Below are 21,076 nucleotides of genomic sequence, written 5' to 3'. Positions count from 1 at the left end.
GGCCGCTTCGTGACTAACCAAACGGTTGGCCGCCCGGAGCGGCCCGAGCGCCGTCCGGAGCGGCCCGAGCGCCGTCCGGAGCGGGCCGGGCGCCATCCGGGGCTGCCCGATGATCCGCGGGCGGACGTCGCCGAGCCGAGCGCGTCCTGCCCGGTCGAGATCACGCTGGACGCTCTTCGCGGACGCTGGACGACCCTCGTCCTCCGCGAACTTCTCCGGCATGACCATTCGTTCAGCGAGCTGCGCCAGTCGCTGCCCGCCCTCTCGGACAAGGTCCTGACGGACCGCCTGGCACACCTCGTCCGCTCAGGCGTAGTCGACCGTCGACGCGAGCCGGGCTGGCCGCCGCGCACCCGATACGCGCTGACCTCGCGCGGCCGAGCCCTAGGCCCGGTACTCCAGGCCCTCTGGGACTGGGGAAGCGAGACGCCTCAGCCCCCAGACAGACGGACGACGAGCTGACCGGCCGGGATCTCTTCGGCGTCCCGGAAGGACTCCCCGGCCCACAGGTTGACGCCGTCCGGGTCGCCCTGGGCAGCGGACGCCTTGCGCAACGGCGAGGTGACGAAATGGACGTCGGGGTAGGCGGCAGGCGCATGCGCTGAATGCTCGGTCAGGAACCGGTTGACGAGGCCGCGCGCGGGCCGTCCGCTGAACGCCCTGGTCATCGCGGTCGAGGTGAAGCGAGGATCGGCAAGCGCCGCCTTGTGCACGGCACTCGCACCACTCTCCGGACACCGGACGAACACCGTCCCGAGCTGCGCGGCGGCGGCCCCGAGCGCGAGGACCTCGGCGACGTCCGCAGCGGAGGCCAGACCACCCGCCGCAATGAGCGGCTGCGCCGTGACGGCGCGGACGTCCCGAAGCAGCGTGCGCAACGGCACGGGATCGTCGGACGTGTTGCCGAACGAGCCGCGATGCCCACCCGCCTCGGCTCCCTGAACGCAGAGTGCGTCAGCGGCGGAAGCCTCCCGGGCCTCCTCAACAGTGGTCACCGTGACGATCACCACGGCCCCGCGCGCCTGGAAGGCGCCGATGACGTCCGCAGACGGACAACCGAACGTGAAGCTCACAAACCCCGGAGGGTCGGCCAGCAGATCGGCGACCTTGGCCTCATAAGCATCATCACGAGCGGACGGCGTACCAGGAGAGACACCCAAGCGCTGGCCCTCTGGGACGAGCCGGTCGCGGTAGGCGGTGACGGCGGCGGGGTCGATCTCGTCCAGCGACGGCATGAAGACGTTCATCCCGAACGGCCGGGACGTCAGCTCCCGCGTCGCGGCAATGTCGGCGCGCATGGCCTCGACGCTCTTGTATCCGGCGGCGAGGAACCCGAGCCCGCCCGCGTCCGATACAGCAGCGGCCAGCGCCGGAGTCGACGGCCCACCTGCCATGGGCGCCTGCACGACCGGAACCTCAGGCCACGACGACAGCGTCATGATCACCACGATAACGAAGCAGGCCACAGCGAAACCGCCCTGCATGTCGAACGCCCCTCGCCCACCTCCGCAGCGGGCGAGGGACGCCCTTCGCCGTGCTCAGTGACACGTCCCGTCCGTGCCGACCACGGCCATGAGCACGATCACACCACCGACGAGCCACTGGCTGTAAGACGGCCAGCAACCGGTCTCGATCGCCCGCAGCGCACGCACCGCCCGGTCCTCACTGCTCATCCATTCCGGGACGGAGTTCAGCGCCTTCTCGCACGCCCGCCCCCACTCACCCATCAGCCAGTCGCAAGCAGCCCTCGGCTCGTCGTACACGGCCGCGATGAACCGTGCCGACTTGATCAGCCAATCGACAGTCCGCACGGGCGGCCGATCGGGACTGTTGAGGTCGAGCGTGTCGGTCTTCCCGAGCCGCTCCCACTCCCGTCCGGCACCCGACCACGCGTAGCAGTGGTAATGCGTGGGCTGGACGCCCGCCCGCCTGGTCGTGTCAGGGGCGATCTGCTGCGTCATCGGAGTGGGTCACTTCCCGCCCATGTTGTTGCACTCCGGCGGGCAGCACGGCGACCGCTCGCCGTGCCAGAACTCCACGTCCACCCGGTACCCGGTCGCCTCCAACTGCGGGATGGTGGCCTCCAGGGCGTCACCGCTCAGCATGGCCTCGTCCTGGTACGGGACGTGGTGGATGTACTCGCCCGCGTGCTCCTCGCAGAACGCACCGTAATCCTGCGACCGCAGAATGAACGCGTGCCACGCCGGGTCGACGGGCGAGGTCGGCACGATCCGCTCCCACGCCCGTCCTTCCCGCCGAGCCCGGACGATCTCCGCCTGCGCCTTCAGGAAGACCAGCGCCTGCCCCAACATCCGCTCGGCGTAGGCGAGGGTGACGTGGTGGTAGCGCCGCAGGTCCTCGACGAGCAGGCTCCACACCTCGGGCGGCACAAGCTCACGCGGATCCTTGACGGCCTGAGCCGCCCGGTCAGTGGTGATGGTCACGGTGCCCTCCAACGGCGCGCGCCTCGTCGTCACTACCGCCGCCCCGGATGCGCGCCTGCCGGCCCGGAGCACGGAATCTGGGGGAATGCCCGTCCACCTCCGCGAGCTCGCGCGTGATCGCGTCGAGCGCACGCGTGATGTCGGACGCGGGCGCGATGGCGCGGCCGTCGGCCGCCCAGCAGAACCACCACCCGCCGTCGCGGAAGTCGCAGCCGATCTCGGCCGTCCGTCGCGGGCCGCCGTACCGGACGACGCTCACCCAGCTCACGCCGCGTCGCTCGATCAGCCCGCCCGCCAACTCCGGGTGCGCCCGCACGCCCTCGTGCAACGCGGAGAGGTACTCGCGCCGCTCGTTGCGCGGCGGCGCGTCCACGGTCGCCGCATGCCGCCCCTTGTCGAAACTCATAGAGCTCACCTCGCTGTGTTCGGCTCGTCTCTTCGGCGGAGGGACGCGGGCGGCGCACCCGGGGGGACGGGGGTGCGCACCGCCCGCGCTTCCGAGCCCGCCGGCCTATGACCAGCGGCCCCGGGACCGGCGACCAACGCGGAGCCTCCCTGCGCCTCCGCGCGTCACCGGAACCTGGCGCGCAACTCGGCGCGCTCGCCCTCCTTGACCAGCGCCGCCCGCAATTCCTCGGCGGTGGGGCACATGACGGTCGGATCGACTCCCACCGCCGGGTCATGCAGGCTCGCCACCCACTCCCCCAGCGACCCGTCCGCCCGCACCGACCGCCAGATCCGATATCCGACGAATTCCAACCGAAGCCGGACAATAGCCCGATCATCGGAATGGGCAAGCGACGGATTGCGGACGACGTCGAGTGCGCTCATCTCACCGCGATTGACGCCCATGAAGATCACTTTCCTGGTCGGATCGAATTCTTCCTTTCGCCGACTAGGATGCGACACAGGGCGATATTCTCGCTACGTTCCGGAACGAACGGCAACGCCCGAGGAGGCCTTTGATCATGATCAGTGATCTCAATCCAGACCGCTCGCTCTGGCATCTCATAGCCGTTGAGGTGCGGAGACAACGCGAGTTGCACCAATTGTCCGGCAACCAGCTCGCGGAACGGTTGGACGTTGATCGTTCCACGGTTTCCAGGTGGGAGAACGGCATCCGTCGACTTACCGACGGGTACGCCAAGCAGCTCGACGCGCTGTGGCACACGAACGGTCTGTTCGAGCGGCTCGTTCGCTTCGCGACCGCCATCGACACCGGAGACTGGATGACGGGCCTCGCGGCCTACGAGGAGCGGGCAACACGTCACCGGATGTGGGAGACCGTCCTCGTACCGGGGTTCTTCCAGACCCCCGACTACGCGCGCGCCGCCCTGCGCGTCGGACTTGCCGACGACCCCGAACGGGCACTGGAGCAACGGCTGGCGCGGCAGACGGCCGTGCTCGACCGGCCGAAGATCCCGTACATGTCCGTCATCCTCAACTGGGCGGTTCTCGCCCAGCCCATCGGCAGCGCCGAGATCATGAAGGGGCAGCTCGCCCGACTGCTCGAAATCGGAGAACTCCCCAACGTCAGCATCCGAGTACTAGAGCGCGAGGTCGGAGCGCACTGCGGGCTCGACGGCCCGTTCCAGCTCCTGACGGTGGACGACAGAGACATCGCCTTCGACGACGCGTCCACGCGAGGTCGGCTCATGCTCGACCCGGCGGAGGTTCAAAGCGTCGCAGTAAAGTACGACCGGATAAGCGATCTCGCCACCCCCCTCGGCCCGTCGCGGGCTCTGATCGAACGAGCGATGGAGACCTACCAATGACCAAGTGGCGCAAGTCCAGCCGCAGCAACACCAGCGGGAGTGCCTGCGTGGAGATTGCCGACCTCGCCGGAAACATCGGCGTGCGCGACTCCAAGGACCCGGACGGCCCCAAGCTCACCCTCACCACCACCACCTGGCACACACTCACCCGCAGAATCAAGAACGGCCACCACGACCTCACCTGACCCCGGCTCAGAGCACAAGCGATGGAGGGTTTTCGGTGACTCCCATCTGGCGCAAGTCAACCCGCAGCGGCAGCAGCGGCAGCCAGAGTGACTGCGTCGAAGTTGCAGGGCTGCAACGCAACATCGGTGTTCGAGACTCCAATGACCCGGACGGCCCCAAACTCACCCTCGCCCCCACCACATGGCACACACTCGCCCGCCAAATCAAAAACGGCGACCACGACCTCACCTGACCCGTCCACGCACAATGGAGCAGGGCCCATGACCAAGTGGCGCAAGTCCAGCCGCAGCAACACCAGCGGGAGTGACTGCGTGGAGATCGCGGACCTCGCTGGAAACATCGGCGTACGCGACTCCAAGGACCCGCACGGTCCCAAGCTGACCCTCCACACCACCACGTGGCACGCCCTCACCCGCAGAATCAAGAACGGCGACCACGACCGCACCTGACCCCGTCCACGCGCAATGGAGCAGGGCCCATGATCAACTGGCGCAAGTCCTCCTACAGCGGTGTTCAGGAGGGCAACTGTGTCGAGGTCGCAGACCTCACCTCACTGGTCGCGGTGCGGGACTCCAAGGACCCGCATGGCCCCAGACTCACCCTCAACACCACCGCATGGCACGCGCTCACCCGCCACATCAAAAGCGGCGACCACGACTTGGCCTGAACTCGCGTCCCATGAGCCCTCGGCCTGATGCGGTCGGGGCGGGTTGTGACCAAGGGGTTGATTGACATCGCCGAAGAAGCCTTCGCGTCCACAGCATTGAAGGACACGGTCAACACGGCACTTGCCGAAGACAGCGCCGTGTTGCGTCGCCGCCGGGCGCTTTCGCGGCTCCATCAACGGGCCTTGGCCGGGCAGTTCGACGACACGTACGACAAGAACACCTACCGTCCCAACCCCACCGCAGGCCCTGCTGCCTCTTGACCGCCACGAGCTGCTCGCACACCATCAGTTCGCCATGCTTCAATCTGTCCGCAACAATCCAGAGTCCTAGTTCCACAGTGCGCCGCTTTTCAGTGGTGAAATACCAGGCTATCCAACGCCCGTCTTCGAGCAGGGAGTTAGATGGGGCATACAAATTGGGTTGCGGTGGCAGCGGTGGTACCAGGGCTGGCGAGCATGGGCACGTTGCTTGTGGTGGCCTTTCAGCTCAGGGTTCTGTCCAGGCAGGCCCGAGAGCAGGCCAGACAGACGCAGGCGACTGCCGAAGCGATTCGGGCTTCGGTTTATCTGAGCACTATGCAAACCATGGTTTCCATCGACCAGTTTCTGGCTGATCGGCCACGCTTACGAGCTGACCTTTATGGACGCCGTCCCGGCAGTTGGAGGAGCCGACGGCGCCAGCAACGCGACGCGGGGGCCGAGATGCTGTTCGACCTTTTCAAGATGGTATTTGCGGTTGTCGATCACCACGAGACCGACGACGTGAAGGCCTGGCAAAACTACATTACTTCAGTAATCCACGAAAGTCCGACCCTGCAGGACTTCTGGCGGCGAAACGGATACTGGTACAGCCAGTCAATGCAGGACATTCTCGATGACTGGAAGGACCACTAGCTGCCGAAGCGTCTGGCGTCGCCCGGCTCTCGCAACGACTGAGCGTGCGGCAGGCCGCGTCGCCAGCGCGCGGGGTCGTCTCGCGCAATTTCCCACGCCGGGGTGGACGGCGACGGTCAGGGCATCTCCGGCTGCTCCGCCGCTACGGATGGGCCGCCACCTGTGACGCCGTCCTCACCGGCGCCCGCTTCTGGCCGCCCGCGCCCGAAACAGCAAGGTGGGTGCCCAGCCAGAACCGGTCCTAGGATCGCCGGGTGAAGGTCCGATCTCTCGCTTTTCGCACTGATCTGTTGCTCCGCCGTCTGGCCGGCTCGGTCATCCTGGACCGCCCATCTCACCAGGTGGTTCGGACGCCCGCTAACCCGTCCTTCTGGTGGGGCAACTTCGTGCTCGTCGCGCCCGACGCGCTTCCGGAGGCTCCTGACCTGTTCGCTGCGGAATTCCCGGAGGCGTCTCACCTGGCAATCGGGGTGGACGGGACCGAGGGGGAGGCGGGCCAGCGCGCAGAATGGGCGGTGCTCGGGATCAGCGTCGAGACCAACACGGTCCTCACGGCCTCCTCCCTCCAAGTCCCCGCACGGCCGGCACAAGCCGACCTGCGCACGCTGACCGAAGACGATTGGGAGCAGGCAGCCCAACTGCGGCACGCGTGCGATGAGTCGCCGCCGTCGGAGGAGCACACCGCGTTCCTGACGGCGAAACTCGCTGAGGAACGACGGCTGTGTGAGGCGGGCGACATCACCTGGTTCGGCGCGTTCGAGGACGGTGAGATGCGCGCGGGCCTGGGTATCGTCCTTGACGGCCAAGGACTCGCTCGCTACCAGAACGTCGAGACCCATCCCGCCTTCCGCCGACGCGGCCTGGCCTCCTCACTCGTCCACTTCGCCGGAGTCGAGGCCCTGGCCAAGGGAGCGCGGACACTCGTGATCGTCGCAGATCCGAACGCCGAGGCGATCGGGATTTACCGATCACTCGGATTCACCGACACCGAACGCCAAGTCAGGCTTCAGCGCACGGTCGACGCGCCCCTCTGAAGGATCTGGAAGAGGGGCGAAGCCTTGCGCCACAGAATCCGCGGGGCGGGACGGGTCGGCCACGCCCCTCCCCGTGGCGGCGGGTTGGGTGGGGGTGGTGGGGATGCGTCATGATCTGGGGGGTGGGAAGGGGGATGTGATGCGGGTGTTGTTGCACTTCGATATGGAGCATGAGGCTTCGGGGCTTGATGTTGTGAGTTGCTCGGAGCAGGACGATGAGCGGTTTGCTGAGCTGCTGCCGGACGCTGAGGTTCTCTGGCATGTGTTGCGGCCGTTGACGGCTGGCGATATGGATCGGGCGCCTAAGTTGCGGTTGATCCAGAAGCTTGGGACGGGTGTGAACACCATCGATCTGGACGCGGCGGAGGAGCGCGGGATCGCGGTGGCGAACATGCCTGGGCAGAATGCGCAGGCCGTTGCGGAGACGAGTTTGCTGCTGATGCTGGCCGTGCTGCGGCGGGTTGTTCCGTTTGATGCGCGGACGCGGCGGGGTGAGGGGTGGCCTGCGGATCGGGGGCTGGTGGGCGGGGAGCTCGGTGGGCGGACGGTCGGGCTGCTTGGTGGCGGTGAGATCGCTACGTTGCTGCGCGGGATGCTGGAGGCGGTCGGTGCGCGGGTGCTCTACACGTCGCGGCGGCCGAGGAGTGGGGATCCGGCCTGGCGGGAGTTGGACGAGTTGCTCCGGTCGAGCGACATCGTGTCGGTGCACGTGCCGTTGACGGACGAGACTCATCATTTGTTGGACGCTGAGCAGCTTGGGCTGCTGCCGGAGGGCGCCATTGTTGTGAATACGGCGCGCGGTGCGGTGATTGACGAGGGCGCGTTGGTGGGGGCGTTGAGGTCCGGGCGGCTGGGGGGTGCTGGGCTGGACGTGTTCGAGAGGGAGCCCGTTGGGGAGGGGAACCCGCTTTTGGGGCTAGAGAATGTTGTTGTCATGCCGCATGTGGCTTGGCTGACGCGGGAGACCTGGGATCGGTATTTCGCGGTGGCGGTGGAGAACTGTCGGCGGCTTGGCCGGGGTGAGGAGCTGCTGCACCGCGTCCGCTAGCGCAACGAATACCGGACGGGGAGGCGTTTTAGGCCGCCTACGAACGTTGTTGCGATGCCCACTGGTTCGCCTGCTAGCTCTATGGATTCCAGGCGGGGCAGGAGTTCCTCGAAGAAGGCGCGGAGTTCTACGCGGGCCAACGCTGCGCCTAGGCAGTAGTGGACGCCGAATCCGAATGCCAGGTGCTTGTTCGGGTCGCGGCCGACGTCGAAGCGGAACGGGTCGTCGAAGACGTCCTCGTCCCGGTTCGCGGATGGGTACGAGAGCAGGAGCGAGTCGCCCGCGTGGATCTGGACGCCATGCAGTTCGGTGTCGTGGACGGCGGTGCGCATGAACTCCTTGACGGGCGTGACCCAGCGGATCATCTCGTCCACGGCGAGGGGCATCAGTTCGGGGTGTTCGCGGAGCCGGTCGAGCTGGTCGGGGTGCTCGATCAGCGCGTGCAGGCCGCCGGTGATCGTGGCGCTGGTGGTGTCGTGGCCGGCCGTCGCGACGATGACGTAGTAGGACGCGGTGTCGAAGTCGTTGAGCGGCTCGCCGAAGACGCGCGCGTTGGCGATCGCGGACGCGAGGTCGCCGGTCGGGTTCCTGCGGCGCTCCTTCGTCAGCTCCTGGAAGTAGGCGAAGAATTCGAGGAGGACTTCGAGTTTCTCCTCCTCGGACGCGCCGCGCCGGTATTCGTCGTCGTCCCCGCCGAACAGTTCCTGGGTGAGTTTCAGCATCCGGTCGAAGTCGCTTTCGGGCAGGCCGAGGAGCGACAGGATCACGTACAGCGGGAATTGCGCGGCGACCTCTCGCGCGAAGTCGCACTCGCCGCCCGCCTCGGCCATCCGGTCGACGTACCGGCGGGCGAGTTCCCGGACGCGCGGCTCCAGCCCCCGCATCGCCCGGGGACGGAACCAGTCGGCGCCGATCGCGCGGAAGACGCGGTGGTCGGGGTCGTCCATGTGGATGAGGGTGCGGAGGGCGATGCCGTCCTGGGCGCGGCTGCGGTTCAGTTCGTCGAAGCGGGCGGTGGCGAGGAGCGGGCGCGGGGCGTTCAGGAACCGGTCGTGGTTCCGTTCGACCTCCATGATGTCCTCGTGCTTGGTGACGGCCCAGAACGGGTTGTAGCCGGGCGCCTCCACGCGGTGCACCGGGGATTCGCGGCGCAGCAGCGCGAGCGCCTCGTGCAGGCGGCGGTCGTCGGCGTAGGTCTTCGGGTCGGCGATCGCGCGTCCGGCCTCGTCCACGGTCAGTGTCATGCGTCGGCTCCTCCCTCACCCAGGTCGAGCATGTCTCCGGCCGTCCGTAATGATCAACTTACTCGCCCGGGTCGCGGCGGCGCGCGGCGAACCGGGCCGCGCCCTTGAGCGCGTCGTCCAGCGATTCGATGCCGTGCCGGTGCTCGACGGCGATCGCCTCGTCCTCCGGCAGGCCCTCCGTGTCCAGGACTGACAGGCGGTCGTTGCGCAGGCAGGTCTGCGGGAACGCGGCCAGCGCGGCCGCCAGTTCCTCGGCGGCGGCCCGCGACTCTCCCGGCGGGACGAGCCGGTTCGCGAGGCCGATGCCGAACGCCTCCGCCGCGCTCACCGGACGGCCCGTGAGGATCAGGTCCATCGCGCGGCTCGTGCCGATCAGCCTGGGGAGGCGGAACGTCCCGCCGTCGACCAGCGGGACGCCCCAGCGGCGGCAGTAGACGCCGAACGTCGCGTCCTCCTCGACGACGCGCAGATCGCACCAGAGTGCCAGCTCCAGCCCGCCTGCGACGGCGTGCCCGGCGACGGCCGCGATCACCGGCTTGGACAGCCGCAGACGGGTGCAGCCCAGCGGGGCGTCTGCTGGCGGTGGGTCGACGTGTGGGCTGGTCTCGGTGCCGATCGAGGTGAGGTCGGCGCCGGAGCAGAACGTCCCGCCCTCGCCCCACAGGACGGCGACGCTCGCGGCTTCGTCCGCGTCGAACGCGCGGAACGCGGCGGCGAGTTCGCGTGCCGTCGTCCCGTCCACGGCGTTCCGGGTCGCTGGACGGGACATGACGACCGTGGTGACCGGGCCGTCCCGTTCGATCCGCACCGCCAACGGAGCCTCCCCTGCCTGCCGATCAGTCGCGATGGTCGATCAGGGCGCCGTCGGCGAGGTCTTTGAAGCGTTCCAGGTCCTCGGCCGGTCCGTCGATGGCGCGCAGCGGGCCGGTGTCGGCTAGGTGGGAACGAGCGTAGAGCCGTGCGACTAGCGCCTTGCGGTCCGTACCCGAGTCGGCGCGTTCCCATCCGGCTTGTTCCAGGAGCAGTGCCGCCGCGTAGACGTCCGCCATGTATTGGGCCAGCGGGTAGAGGCGCGCTTCGGCCACAGTTCTGTCCAGCTTGCGCCATGCCCCTACGGCCTGGCGGACGTGGCCTATGCGGTCGCTGACAAGATCGACGGTGGCGTCGTCGCCTGGTGGGGCCTGCTGGACGGCTTCGGTGAGGCGGTCCAGGAACGGTTCGTGGGCGTCCTGGCGTTCGATGGCGCGCCGGACGTCCAGGCACAGGATGTTGTCGCCGCCCTCCCAGATGGGGTTGACCTGGGCGTCTCGGAGGATCCGCGCAACCGGCCACTGCTCGATGTAGCCGTTCCCGCCGTGGATCTCGATGGCGTCGCTCGCGGCGGTGACGCCGAGCCGCGCCGCCCGCAGCTTGATCAGCGCGGCGCCGACGCGCAGCCTCGGACGCCCCAGATACCCGTCGAACACCAGCGCCTGGACGGCCTCGGTCTCCACGATCAGCTCGGCGAGCTTCCGACGCATCAGCGGCTGCTCGGCGAGCGGCGCGCCGAACGCCTCCCGCGTCCTCGCGTAGCAGAGCGACTCGACCAGGGCCCGGCGGGCGCAGCCGAGGCCCATCATCGAGATGCCGAGACGGGCGCCGTTCGTCAGCTCCATCATGCGCGCCAAGCCCCGGCCGTCGCCGCCTTCGCCCGCGCTGGCGGACGGGGCCAGCAGGAACGCCTCCGCGTCCGTGAACTCGATCTCGGCCGACGCCACGGAGCGGGTGCCGAGCTTGTCCTTGAGCCGCCGGATCCGGACGCCGTTGCGCGACCCGTCCCGCCGCTCCGTCAGGACGAGGAACGGCGCGATCCCCCGCACCCCGTCGGCGGCCCCTTCGGGCTTGGCCAGCACGACGAACGCCGAGCCGTTGGCATTGGACGCGAACCACTTGAGCCCGTTGAGCCGCCACGCATCGCCTTCCCGGGACGCCGTGGACTCCAGCGCGCCCAGGTCGGAGCCGCCCGACCGCTCGGTGAGCATCTGCGCGGCCTCGCCGGACATCTCCCCGGCCGCGAACAGCTCCCGCACACGCGCCTTCACGTCCTCGGGCGCGAAAAGCTCGGTCAGCGCGACGACCATGTCGCCGCCGGTGCCGAGCGCGCAGGCCATGCCGATGTCGGCCTGGTCGAGAAGGTAGCTCCAGGCCACGCCGAGAGGGGCCGGGGCGACGCCGTTCGCCGAAGCCTCCGCGACGAAGCCGGGACGGGTGAAGGACGTCGCGACGATGTCCCTGCGCGCCGCCTCGAACGACGGCGGCATGACGACCCGGCTGATGTCGCGTCCCCATCGGTCGTACTTCTCCAGCCGGGGCGGGTTCCGGTCGGTCTCCTCGGCGCGCTCGGCGATCGGGCCGCCCATCAGCGCGCCCATCTCGCGCAGCCGGGGCTCGGCCCAGCCGAACCCGTCCCCGAGGTGCCGCCGCATGAGGAACCGCAGCGTGGGGTCGCAGTCGTACCAGTTGAGGCCGACCGCGCCGTGATAGCGCTCGGTCGCGTAGCGGCGCGACTTCTCCGGGCCGCCGAACGGGAGCCGGTCGAACGGCTCGGTCAGATAGGACGCCATGACCTCGATATTACGTCTTCGCTGCACGTGATAGAAGACTGTAATCTAGGGAGCCTCCGCACCGACCCCGATAAAGTCTCGACCAGCCATGGACAGTCTGGAGATCCGCCCCCTCACCGCCCGTTCCGTCGTCCTGAGCACGCTTCTGGGCGTCCATCCCCCCCGGCTCCCCGCGCGCTATCTCGTCCGCGTCGGCGACCTGTTCGGGATCGCCGAGGGAACGATCCGGGTCGCGCTCTCCCGCATGGTGAACTCGGGCGATCTCGTCCAGTCCGGCGGCACGTACGCGCTGACCGAGCGCCTCCTCGAACGGCAGGCCCGCCAGGACGAGAGCCGCCTGCCCCCGACCCTCCCGTGGGACGGCACGTGGGAGATCGCCGTCATCACCGCCGAGCGCCGTCCGGCCGCCGACCGGGCCGCGCTCCGGCAGGCCATGTCCGCACTCCGGCTCGCCGAACTCCGCGAGGGGACCTGGCTGCGCCCGGCCAACCTGACCCGGCCCCGTCCGGACATCGTCGGGCGGCAGTGCACGTTCCTGCGCGGACGTCCGGAGGAGGAGCCCGCCGCCCTGGCCGCCGGCCTCTGGAGCCTGGACGCCTGGACGGCCAAGGCCCGCGCCCTCGGCACGGCCCTGACGGAGGCGACCGCGATCGCCGAGCGCTTCACGCTCGCCGCCGCCGTCCTCCGCCACCTGATGAACGACCCGCTCCTCCCGGCGGAGCTGCTCCCGCCCGGCTGGCCGGGGCCGGGCCTTCGCGACCAGTACGAGCACTTCGAGAGGGAGTTCGAGCAGCTCCTCAGCGAGCACGTCCTGACCTGAGCCCGGCCCGGCGGCGAGGCCGGGGGCCAGGGGCCGGGGCTGCTACTCGTCGTCGGCGCGGGGGTTCAGGGTGCCCGCCCATTCCAGGTCGGACAGCTTCCAGATGGCGTCCATGACCTCGTCGGTGATGACGCGGCGGGCCCGGCCAGGCGGCAGGTCCCGGTAGCGGGAGAAGTCCATCGGCTCGCCGAAGCGGACGGTCGGACGGACGTTCAGCCGGGGACGCCACGTCCCGAGCGGGATGATCTGGTCCGTCCTGCCGAGCGCGACGGGGACGACCTTGGCGCCCGACTTGAGGGCGAGCCAGGCGACGCCCCGCCGTCCCAGGTAGAGGCGTCCGTCCGGGGAGCGGCTCCCCTCCGGGTAGATCGCGACGCCGCCGCCCGCGTCGAGGTAGCCGACCATCTGCTCCAGCGCGCGGACGGCCGCGCGCGTGGGCCCGCGCCTGATCGGGACGTTCCCCAGCGCGAACATGGCCCACCGGATCACCTTTCCGGCCGGGCCCGGCAGCTCGAAGTACTCGGCCCGCGCCAGCCACCACAGCCGGCGGGGGATGACGGGCGACAGGACGAAGCTGTCGGCCATCGACAGGTGGTTGCTCGCCAGGATGAACGGCCCCTCCGCCGGGATGTTCTCCCTGCCCTCGACCCTCGGGCGCAGGAGCAGGCGGAGCAGGGGCCCGACCGTGTGCGACAAGACACCGTAGTACACGCAGCCTCCCGTGACTCGGCGCACCGGGGACGGGGTGCGCGATGCCGAATCTAGGAAGCCTCGCGCCGGTTCGCATCCGCCATGTGACCAGCCTCATGCGACGCCCCCTAGTAATTAATCGAACGAGCGATTATTTTTTGGGGCACAGAGACGCACCGCATCGACAGCAAGGAGGCAGCGATGCATGAGAAGGGCAAGCCCATCGCCGTGATGGTGGCGGTGTCGCTGATCGGACTGATCTTCGCGGGGTCGTTCCTCGGGGCCCTGCACCACCTGGAGCCGCACAAGCTGCCCGTCGCCGTCGTCGCGCCGGACGCCGCGGTCGACCGGCTCGGCACGATGATGGACCAGAAGGCCGACGGCGCGTTCGACCTCACGGCCTACGGCGACGAGCAGAAGGCGCGGGACGCGCTGCTGGAGCGCGAGGTCGACGCGGTGTTCGTCCCCGGGCAGGGCGGCGCCCAGCCCGGCGGCCAAGGCGGCGGGCAGGGCGGCGGCGCGAAGCTGGTCCTCGCGGGGGCGAACGGGAAGATCGAGCAGGCGGCGCTGACCGCCGCGTTCCAGGGGGTCGGGCAGGCCACCGGGCAGCCGGTCACGGTCGAGGACGTCCGGCCGCTGCCCGCCGACGACAACAACGGCGTCTCCGCGATCTTCTTCGTGATCACGACGGTCATCCCGGCCGTGATCCTGGCCGTCATGCTCGCGGTCGCGCTGCCGAAGGCGGGCGCGGCGCAGCGGATGGGCCTGCTCGCGGCCGGCTCCGTCGCGCTCGGCGGCGTCAACGCCTGGGTCGCCGCCGGCCTGACCGGCGCGCTCGTCGGCGCCCCGCTTGAGCTGTGGGCGCTCGGCAGCCTGCTGGTCTTCGCGGTCGCGTCGTTCGCCGCGGGCGCGCTGCGCGTCGGCGGGCCGCCCGCCCTGGGGCTGACCGCGCTGGTGCTCATCCCGATCGGCGTCCCGGCGAGCGGAGGCCCGATCGGCCCGCAGTTCATCCCCCAGTGGTTCGCGGCGATCGGCGAGTGGCTGCCCGTCGCGGCCGCCATCGACGCGGTGCGGAACACCGTCTACTTCGACGGCAACGCGACCGGCGCGCCGCTCCTCGTCCTGGCAGTCTGGGCCCTGGCCGGGATCGTCCTGGTCCTGGTCCCGGCGAAGGCGCGGCAGCGGAAGCACGGCGCCGCGACGGAACCCGCCACCAGTTCATGAAGGATGTCAGGGCCGAAGGCAGGTCCACCGGGCGCACCGGTGGGCCTGCCAGGGTCAGGTGGAACCCAGGGTCAGGTGGAACGGGGAGGGGAGCGAGAGGTGTCGATGAGTCCGGATGGGCAGGCGCGGGGGCAGGCGCGGCGGCGTCCGGGACGCCCGCCGAAGACGCAGGCCGGGGACACCAAGTCCGAGCTCGTCGAGGCGGCGCTGCGGCTCTTCGCGCAGAAGGGGTACACGGGGACGTCGATCCGCGCGATCGCCCGCGAGGTCGGGCTGAGCGAGAGCGTCCTCTACGCGCACTTCGCGAGCAAGCAGGACATCTTCGACGCGGCCGTGGCGAAACTCGGGCCGCAGGGCCTCGTCACCGGACGGGAGACCCTGGGCCATGACCTGGCCGACCGCGACCCCGCCGGCTACCTCCGCGCGCTGGTCGCGCACGTCCTCGACGCCTGGGACTCGCCGAGCGGACGGCTGTTCATCAGCCTGATGGTCCGGGACGGGCTCGTCCACAGGGCCGCCATAGGCGACACCATCGCGCAGTCCATGGACGAGACGGGCACGCTCTTCCAGCAGTGGATCGACGCGGGCCTGATCCCGGACGACCTCGGCCGTCCCGCCGACCTGGCCTGGGCGCTGTTCGGGCCCATCGGCCAGTCGCGGCTACTGTGGTTGCACGCCGACGCCACACCTGAGGAACGGCAGGACGCCCGGGATCGGGCGCTGCGACACACCGAACTGTTCATCAGGGCGGTCTTCCGCGAGCCGCGGACGCCCCCGGCCGGATGATCGTGGAGGACGTGATCATCATGACGGGCTTGAGATGACGGGCTTGAACGGTGACGTCACGCAGCCGGACGTGACGCGGCCGGACGTCACGCGGCCGCGGGCGGACACGCCGCCTATGAGCGCCGGGCCAGTAGATACGGTGCCTACCGTGCCCCGAACGATCCGGATCCTGCTGGCCGAGGACGTCGCGCTGCTGCGCGGCGCCCTCGCCGGCCTGCTCGGTCTGGAACCCGACCTGGAGGTCGTGGCGGAGATCGGCAGCGGCGACGCGATCGTGAAGGCGGCGCTGCGGCACCGGCCCGACGTCGCCGTCCTGGACGTGGACCTGCCCGGCGTCGACGGCGTCACCGCCGCCGCCGAGCTGCACGAGCGGCTGCCGGAGTGCCGGGTGCTGATCCTGACGGGCCTCGGCCGTCCCGGCGACCTGCGGCGGGCGCTGGACGCGCACGCGAACGGGTTCGTCCTCAAGGACGTGCCGCCCGCCGAGCTGGCCGCCGCGATCCGGCGCGTCGCGGCCGGTGAGCAGGTGGTCGACCCGCAGCTCGCGCTGGTGGCGCTGCGGCAGCCGGAGAGCCCGCTGACGCCGCGGGAGGCGCAGGTGCTGCGGCTGGCGGCCGAGGGCGCGGACGTGGACGACATCGCGCTCGCCCTCAGCCTCACGGTCGGGACCGTCCGGAACTACCTGGCGAGCTGCATCACCAAGCTGAACGCCCGCAACCGGATCGACGCCGTCCGCATCGCAGGCGAGTTCGGCTGGGTCTGAGCCGTGAGCGCGGCCGGGCGCGCCCTGGTGTGAGCAAAATCCAGGTTTGAGGCGCGTATGAGAAACGCATGGCCCGACCCCCGGACGATTCACATGCGGATCGGTGCGCACCGCACTGGCCAGCGCTAACGCGCGGTGACAGGCTCCGGAGCATGGTGGGGGAACCTTTGCACGGACGCCTGCGCGGACGCGCGGCCGAGACCGCCGGGATCGACCGGCTCCTCGACCGCGCCCGGTCGGGTGCGGGCGGCGGCGTCCTGATCCTGCGCGGCGACGCCGGGATCGGGAAGACCGCGCTGCTCGACCACGCGGAGGCGCGGGCGGCGGGGATGAACGTCCTGCGCGGGAGCGGGATCGAGGCGGAGTCGGACATCCCGTTCGCGGCCCTGCACCTCCTCCTCAGCGACCGCGTCGACCAGATCGACGCCCTACCCGCCCCGCAGGCCGCGGCGATGCGGGCCGCGCTGGGCCTGGCCCGTCCAGACTCAGGCGACAAGCTCCTCATCGGCCTGGCCCTGCTGACCCTCCTCACCGAACCGGCCGACACCCCGCTGCTCTGCCTCATCGACGACGCGCAATGGCTCGACCGGGAATCGGCCGACGCGCTCCTGTTCGCCGCCCGCCGCGTCGCGTCGCGCGGCATCGTGTTCCTGATCGCGATGCGGGACGGCTGGTCGCGCACCGGCCTCCCCGAACTCACCCTGACCGGCCTGGACGCGGACGACGCCGACCATCTGCTGGCAGAACGCGCACCCGAGATGTCCGCCGAGCGGCGGGACGACCTGGTGGAGCAGGCGCGCGGTAACCCCCTCGCCCTCATCGAGTTCGCCGCCGCCGGGTCGGGACGTCTCGCCGGGGTCCCGGCGGAGTTCGAGCGGACCGTCCGCGACCTGCCGGAACCGGCGCGGCTGCTGCTCGCGGTCGCCGCCGCGGACGACTCCGGCGAGCCGGGCGTGGTCGTCCAGGCGGCCCGGGACCTCGGCGTCCCGTTCGGCGCGCTGGAGGCGGCGGAGGACGCGGGCGTGGTGGCCGTGACCCGTACCGCGATCGGCTTCCGGCATCCCCTGCTCCGCGCCGCCGCCTACCAGGGCGTTCCGGTGACGCGGCGCATCGCCGTCCATCGCGCGCTCGCGGAGGTGCACGCGCGGGCGGGCGATGCCGACCTGCGGGTCCGGCACCTCGCCGCCGCGGCCCTCGGGACGGACGAGACCGTCGCCGCCGAGCTGGAGTCCGCCGCCGACGACATCCGGGAGCGGTCGGGCCCGTCCGGCGCGGCGTCCGCCTACGAGCGCGCCGCCCGCCTCGCCGGTGACCCGGACGTCCGCGCCCGCCGCCTCGCCGCCGCCGCCGAGGCGGAGCTGGCCGCCGGACGGCTCGTCCGGGCCCGGTCCCTGGCGGACGACGCGGCGCTCGCGGGCGGTGCGGAGGACACGAGGGCGCGGGTCGACATCGTCCGGGCGGGCGTCGAGCTGGAGCACGGCGTCCCGCAGGCCGCGGGCCGCATGCTGCTGGAGCGGGCCCGCACGTACGGCGATCCGCAGGTCCGCGTACGAATTCTCGAAGAGGCCGTGTTCCATGCGTGGTCGTGCGGTGATCGAGCGACGGCCGTCCAGGCGAGGGACGGCCTCGCGGACGGCGACGAGACGTCCGTCATGCTCAAGGCCCTGTCGGCACTCCTCTACGACGACTTCACCAAGGCCCTGCGGCTGCTCACCGACACGCGCACCGAGGACGAGCGGCTCTGCCTGCTCGCCGCCGAGATCGCACTGCTGGCCGGGGACGACGCGGCGGCCGCCGAGATGTCCGCGCACCTCGTGGCCCGGTGCCGACGCCGCGGGCTGCTCGGTCTCGTGCCGCGCGGGCTGGCCGTCCAGGCGTGGTCGCGGCTCTGCCACGGCGAGCACGACGAGGCCCGCGCGCTGACTCGCGAGGCGCTGGAGATCGCCGAGCGGGCCGGGCAGCGGCGGCAGGCGGCCGTGGTGAAGTCGATCCAGGCGCGGCAGGCGGCGGTCGAGGGCGACGAGGTCCGCTGCCGCGCCCTGTCCGCCGACGGACGGGTCGGTGACGCGCTCGGCCTGCTCGCCCTGGGCCTGGGCCGTCCCGAGGACGCGCTCGAACACCTCCAGGATGCGCGCCGGAACACCACCCCCTGCACCCCGCCCGAGATCCTCGCGCTCATCGACACGGTCGGCGCGGCCGTCGCGGCGGGCCGTCCCGGCGCGGCCGTCGAGCCGATGTCCCGGCTGGAGGCGTTCGCCCGCACCGCCGCACAGCCGTGGATCGACGGCGTCACGTCCCGCTTCCGGGCGCTGCTCACCTCCGACCCCGACGAGGCGGAGCGGCATTTCACGCTCGCGCTCGCGTCCCACCGGGAAGGCGGGCGGCCGTTCGAGCGCGCCCGCACGGAGCTGCTGTACGGGGAGTGGCTGCGCAGGTCGCGGCGCCGCGCGCAGGCCAGGGCCCGGCTCCGCGCGGCGCTGGACGTCTTCGAGCGGCTCGGCGCGGTCCCGTGGGCGGAGCGGGCGCGCGGCGAGCTGCGGGCCGCGGGCCAGGGCGGCGTCCGGACGGGCGGCGACGACGTCCCCGGGCAGCTCACCGCGCAGGAGATGCAGGTCGTGCGGCTGGCGATGACCGGCGCGACGAACCGGCAGATCGCGGCGCGGCTCCGGCTCAGCCACCGGACGGTCGCCTACCACCTCTACAAGGCGTTCCCGAAGCTCGGCGTCGCGTCCCGGGCGGAGCTGCACCGGCACGTCCCCGCCTGACGCTCGCGCCACAAAATTACCGCCGAAAAAATATTCAAGCGCTTATTTCCCTTGATCCGGCGGCCCCGGCGTTTCATCATCCGATGGGACGGCGTTGGGGGGCCGGTGAGCAGAGCGTGACCAGGGCGCGACAGGACGAGTCCGCGCGGCGGCGAGGCGCGCCGGCGGGACCGGCGAAATCAGCCGGCCTCGCTGGTAGAACGCCCCTTTTCGCGCGCACGATCACCGGCATGTACCTCGTCCTGATGCTGCAGACGCGGCTGCTGAAGCAGGCGGAGACGGGCCCGTCCCACATGCTGCTGTCGGCCACCGTCGTGATCACCGGCATCTTCGCCGTGCAGTGGCTGCTCGTCCTGTACGGGCCGAGGTCGCAGCGCCCCCGCCGGTGGGTGATCTGGACGCACCTGACGACGCAGACCGCGCTGGCGCTGCTGCCGCTGGCGGTGTTCGGCACCGACTGGTATCCGGTCGTGGGCGGGTTCCTCGCCGGGTCGATGCTGCTCCTGCTGCGTCCGCCGCTGTCGTGGTTCATGGTGGCGGGCGTCGCGGCCGGCGAGGGCCTGCTGCGGTACTACCAGGGCTGGTCGGCGGTCGACGTGTCGTTCTGCGTGATGGCGACGGTGAACGTCGGCATCTCCATGTACGCGATCACGCGGCTGTCGGGGTTCGTCCGGGAGCTGCACGCGACGCGGGAGCGGTTCGCGGCGGCCGCGGCGGCGCGGGAGCGGCTGGAGGCGGCGGGCAGCCTCCGCGCGGTGCTGGGCGCGGCGCTCACCCGGATCGAGGAGGTGAGCCGGCGCGCCCGCGACCGGCTCCCGGTCGACGCGCCCGCGGCCCGCGACGACATGGACGAGGTCGCGCGGACGGCACGGCGCGCGGCGACGGACGTCCGGACGATCGTCGGCGCGCTGCAGGGCCCGTCCCGGCGGCGGGAGCGGCCTGGCCGCGTGACGCAGTCCCGCCTCGCCTGGACGATCATGGTCATCCTGACCGCCGGTTTCGCTTGGCAGCAGGTCATCTACGTCTACGCGGGCACGGACGGCTCCTGGCGCGCCACCGCGGGCGCCGTGGCTGTGACGGCCGCGATCTCGGCGCTCGTGCTGCGGCACTCCTCGACCGTCCTGCGCAGACGGCGCCCGCGCGGCAGTGCGTGGACGCTCTCCGCGCAGATCCTGCTGGTCTTCGTCCCGTACGCGATCCTCGGCCAGGAATGGGCGACGATGGCGTGCCTCGCCACCGGCTCGGTACTCCTGGTCTCACGCGGACGATGGGCCTGGATCCTGTTCTCCCTCACCATCGTGGCGTGGTGCGTGCCCGCGCTCTGGGCGTCGCACGGGACGCTGTTCTACCTCTACACGTCCGCGATCTCGGTGCAGATCGGCGTCGTCGTCTACGCGCTGTACCGGCTGCCGATGCTGGCCCGGGAGGTCGACGTCGCCCGGGAGCGGCTGGCGCGGATGGCGGCGCTGCACGAACGGCTGCGCATCTCCCGCGACGTCCACGACCTGCTGGGCCTCGGGCTGTCCACGATCACGGTGAAGGCGGAGCTGGCGCGGCGGCTCGTCACCGCCGACCCGTCCCGCGCCGCCGCCGAGATCGGCGAGCTGGCCGACCTGGCGGAGCGCTCGCGTGCGGAGGCCCGCGCGGTCGCGGAGGACGACCGCGCCCTCTCCCTCCGCGACGAGGCGGTTTCGGCGCGGGCCGCACTCGAAGCCGCCGGGGCAGACGTCCACGTGGACCTCCCGGACGAGGCCGGCCTGCCGCCGTCCTCCCCGGTGGACGGCGTGCTGGCCGCCGTCCTCCGCGAATCCGTCACCAACGTGCTGCGGCACGCGCACCCGGAGCACTGCGCCGTCACGGCCGTCGTCCGCGACGGTGCGGTGCGGCTCACGGTCCACAACGACGGCGTCATCCCGCCGTCGTTCACGGGCTCCGACCCCGGCACCGGGAAGGGCCTGTCGAACCTGACCGCCCGGACGGCCGCGCTCGGCGGCTCCCTCTCCGCCGGGACGGACGGGAAAGGCGGTTTCACGCTCGTCGCGGAGGTGCCCCTGGCAGCGGATTCGGGCACCGGGGAAGAGCCCGGTCACATGACGGATTCGCCCCTCCCCTTCCGTGCCTAGCGTTCCGGAC

Annotated in this window: 25 protein-coding genes; 16 read left to right on the top strand and 9 right to left on the bottom strand. The window is 70.9% G+C overall.

Going from position 1 to position 21,076, the window contains the following annotated elements; all coding sequences use genetic code 11:
* Positions 1–9 precede the first annotated feature (9 nt).
* Positions 10–462, top strand: coding sequence for a winged helix-turn-helix transcriptional regulator (locus ACH35V_RS00455; RefSeq protein WP_395969461.1), 453 nt, complete (start codon positions 10–12; stop codon positions 460–462).
* Here ACH35V_RS00455 and ACH35V_RS00450 read toward each other — a convergent pair.
* The 5 genes from ACH35V_RS00450 to ACH35V_RS00430 all read right to left on the bottom strand — a co-directional run bounded on the left by ACH35V_RS00450 (position 432) and on the right by ACH35V_RS00430 (position 3,296).
* Positions 432–1,439 (bottom strand): nitronate monooxygenase, encoded by a 1,008-nt coding sequence (locus tag ACH35V_RS00450; RefSeq protein ID WP_395969460.1) that lies wholly within the window; start codon positions 1,437–1,439, stop codon positions 432–434. The two genes, ACH35V_RS00455 and ACH35V_RS00450, sit on opposite strands and share 31 nt — an antisense overlap.
* Positions 1,440–1,538: 99 nt before the next feature.
* A complete protein-coding gene (locus ACH35V_RS00445) occupies positions 1,539–1,961 on the bottom strand; it encodes a hypothetical protein (RefSeq protein ID WP_395969459.1) in 423 nt (140 codons plus the stop codon).
* A 9-nt stretch (positions 1,962–1,970) separates the two neighbouring features.
* Positions 1,971–2,444, bottom strand: coding sequence for a hypothetical protein (locus ACH35V_RS00440; RefSeq protein WP_395969458.1), 474 nt, complete (start codon positions 2,442–2,444; stop codon positions 1,971–1,973).
* Entirely contained in the window at positions 2,428–2,850 is a 423-nt protein-coding gene (locus ACH35V_RS00435) for a hypothetical protein (RefSeq protein WP_395969457.1), read from the bottom strand. Before ACH35V_RS00435 ends, ACH35V_RS00440 begins: the two co-directional genes overlap by 17 nt.
* 164 nt (positions 2,851–3,014) lie before the next feature.
* On the bottom strand, positions 3,015–3,296 hold the full coding sequence (locus ACH35V_RS00430; protein WP_395969456.1) for a hypothetical protein: 282 nt from the start codon (positions 3,294–3,296) through the stop codon (positions 3,015–3,017).
* A gap of 116 nt (positions 3,297–3,412) precedes the next feature.
* Between ACH35V_RS00430 and ACH35V_RS00425 the strand changes: the two genes are divergently transcribed.
* From ACH35V_RS00425 to ACH35V_RS00385, 9 genes are all read left to right on the top strand, one after another.
* Entirely contained in the window at positions 3,413–4,219 is an 807-nt protein-coding gene (locus ACH35V_RS00425) for a helix-turn-helix domain-containing protein (RefSeq protein ID WP_395969455.1), read from the top strand.
* Positions 4,216–4,404 (top strand): DUF397 domain-containing protein, encoded by a 189-nt coding sequence (locus ACH35V_RS00420; protein WP_395969454.1) that lies wholly within the window; start codon positions 4,216–4,218, stop codon positions 4,402–4,404. Before ACH35V_RS00425 ends, ACH35V_RS00420 begins: the two co-directional genes overlap by 4 nt.
* Before the next feature lie 35 nt (positions 4,405–4,439).
* Positions 4,440–4,637 carry a DUF397 domain-containing protein gene (locus ACH35V_RS00415; RefSeq protein ID WP_395969453.1) on the top strand — a complete coding sequence of 66 codons (198 nt, stop codon included), beginning with the start codon at positions 4,440–4,442 and terminating at the stop codon, positions 4,635–4,637.
* Between the two features lie 28 nt (positions 4,638–4,665).
* Positions 4,666–4,854 carry a DUF397 domain-containing protein gene (locus ACH35V_RS00410; RefSeq protein ID WP_395969452.1) on the top strand — a complete coding sequence of 63 codons (189 nt, stop codon included), beginning with the start codon at positions 4,666–4,668 and terminating at the stop codon, positions 4,852–4,854.
* 29 nt (positions 4,855–4,883) lie between these two features.
* Positions 4,884–5,072, top strand: a complete 189-nt coding sequence (locus tag ACH35V_RS00405; protein ID WP_395969451.1) for a DUF397 domain-containing protein — start codon at positions 4,884–4,886, stop codon at positions 5,070–5,072.
* A 45-nt stretch (positions 5,073–5,117) separates the two neighbouring features.
* The gene (locus ACH35V_RS00400; protein ID WP_395969450.1) at positions 5,118–5,333 is read left to right on the top strand and encodes a hypothetical protein; all 216 of its coding nucleotides are present in this window, start codon (positions 5,118–5,120) and stop codon (positions 5,331–5,333) included.
* A 165-nt stretch (positions 5,334–5,498) separates the two neighbouring features.
* Entirely contained in the window at positions 5,499–5,966 is a 468-nt protein-coding gene (locus ACH35V_RS00395) for a hypothetical protein (RefSeq protein ID WP_395969449.1), read from the top strand.
* 254 nt (positions 5,967–6,220) lie between these two features.
* Positions 6,221–7,000 (top strand): GNAT family N-acetyltransferase, encoded by a 780-nt coding sequence (locus tag ACH35V_RS00390; protein WP_395969448.1) that lies wholly within the window; start codon positions 6,221–6,223, stop codon positions 6,998–7,000.
* 139 nt (positions 7,001–7,139) lie between these two features.
* A complete protein-coding gene (locus ACH35V_RS00385; RefSeq protein WP_395969447.1) occupies positions 7,140–8,048 on the top strand; it encodes an NAD(P)-dependent oxidoreductase in 909 nt (302 codons plus the stop codon).
* Here ACH35V_RS00385 and ACH35V_RS00380 read toward each other — a convergent pair.
* Genes ACH35V_RS00380 through ACH35V_RS00370 form a run of 3 tightly spaced genes read right to left on the bottom strand, consistent with a single transcriptional unit; the run spans position 8,045 to position 11,895 of the window.
* A complete protein-coding gene (locus ACH35V_RS00380) occupies positions 8,045–9,292 on the bottom strand; it encodes a cytochrome P450 (protein WP_395969446.1) in 1,248 nt (415 codons plus the stop codon). The two genes, ACH35V_RS00385 and ACH35V_RS00380, sit on opposite strands and share 4 nt — an antisense overlap.
* Positions 9,293–9,350: 58 nt before the next feature.
* The gene (locus tag ACH35V_RS00375) at positions 9,351–10,100 is read right to left on the bottom strand and encodes a crotonase/enoyl-CoA hydratase family protein (RefSeq protein WP_395971110.1); all 750 of its coding nucleotides are present in this window, start codon (positions 10,098–10,100) and stop codon (positions 9,351–9,353) included.
* A gap of 28 nt (positions 10,101–10,128) precedes the next feature.
* Positions 10,129–11,895 (bottom strand): acyl-CoA dehydrogenase family protein, encoded by a 1,767-nt coding sequence (locus ACH35V_RS00370; protein WP_395969445.1) that lies wholly within the window; start codon positions 11,893–11,895, stop codon positions 10,129–10,131.
* An 88-nt stretch (positions 11,896–11,983) separates the two neighbouring features.
* On the opposite strand from ACH35V_RS00370, the gene ACH35V_RS00365 reads away from it, so the two are divergent.
* Positions 11,984–12,715, top strand: a complete 732-nt coding sequence (locus ACH35V_RS00365; protein ID WP_395969444.1) for a PaaX family transcriptional regulator C-terminal domain-containing protein — start codon at positions 11,984–11,986, stop codon at positions 12,713–12,715.
* A 42-nt stretch (positions 12,716–12,757) separates the two neighbouring features.
* Here the strand turns inward: ACH35V_RS00365 and ACH35V_RS00360 are convergent, their stop codons facing one another.
* Positions 12,758–13,426, bottom strand: a complete 669-nt coding sequence (locus ACH35V_RS00360; RefSeq protein ID WP_395969443.1) for a lysophospholipid acyltransferase family protein — start codon at positions 13,424–13,426, stop codon at positions 12,758–12,760.
* A gap of 180 nt (positions 13,427–13,606) precedes the next feature.
* Between ACH35V_RS00360 and ACH35V_RS00355 the strand changes: the two genes are divergently transcribed.
* The 5 genes from ACH35V_RS00355 (at position 13,607) to ACH35V_RS00335 (ending at position 21,066) form a co-directional block, all read left to right on the top strand.
* Positions 13,607–14,629, top strand: coding sequence for a hypothetical protein (locus ACH35V_RS00355; protein ID WP_395969442.1), 1,023 nt, complete (start codon positions 13,607–13,609; stop codon positions 14,627–14,629).
* A 105-nt stretch (positions 14,630–14,734) separates the two neighbouring features.
* The gene (locus ACH35V_RS00350) at positions 14,735–15,415 is read left to right on the top strand and encodes a TetR/AcrR family transcriptional regulator (RefSeq protein WP_395969441.1); all 681 of its coding nucleotides are present in this window, start codon (positions 14,735–14,737) and stop codon (positions 15,413–15,415) included.
* A 148-nt stretch (positions 15,416–15,563) separates the two neighbouring features.
* The gene (locus tag ACH35V_RS00345; protein WP_395969440.1) at positions 15,564–16,178 is read left to right on the top strand and encodes a response regulator; all 615 of its coding nucleotides are present in this window, start codon (positions 15,564–15,566) and stop codon (positions 16,176–16,178) included.
* Positions 16,179–16,330: 152 nt separating this feature from the next.
* Positions 16,331–18,943: an AAA family ATPase gene (locus ACH35V_RS00340; RefSeq protein WP_395969439.1), complete on the top strand. Its 2,613-nt coding sequence runs from the start codon at positions 16,331–16,333 to the stop codon at positions 18,941–18,943.
* A 230-nt stretch (positions 18,944–19,173) separates the two neighbouring features.
* Entirely contained in the window at positions 19,174–21,066 is a 1,893-nt protein-coding gene (locus ACH35V_RS00335; protein WP_395969438.1) for a sensor histidine kinase, read from the top strand.
* The last annotated feature ends 10 nt before the right edge of the window (positions 21,067–21,076 follow it).

It is taken from the genome of Actinomadura sp. 1N219 (assembly GCF_044326405.1).
GTDB lineage: Bacteria > Actinomycetota > Actinomycetes > Streptosporangiales > Streptosporangiaceae > Spirillospora.
The sequence above is the reverse complement of the archived record's forward strand: the minus strand, read 5'-3'. Positions and strand labels throughout refer to the sequence as shown.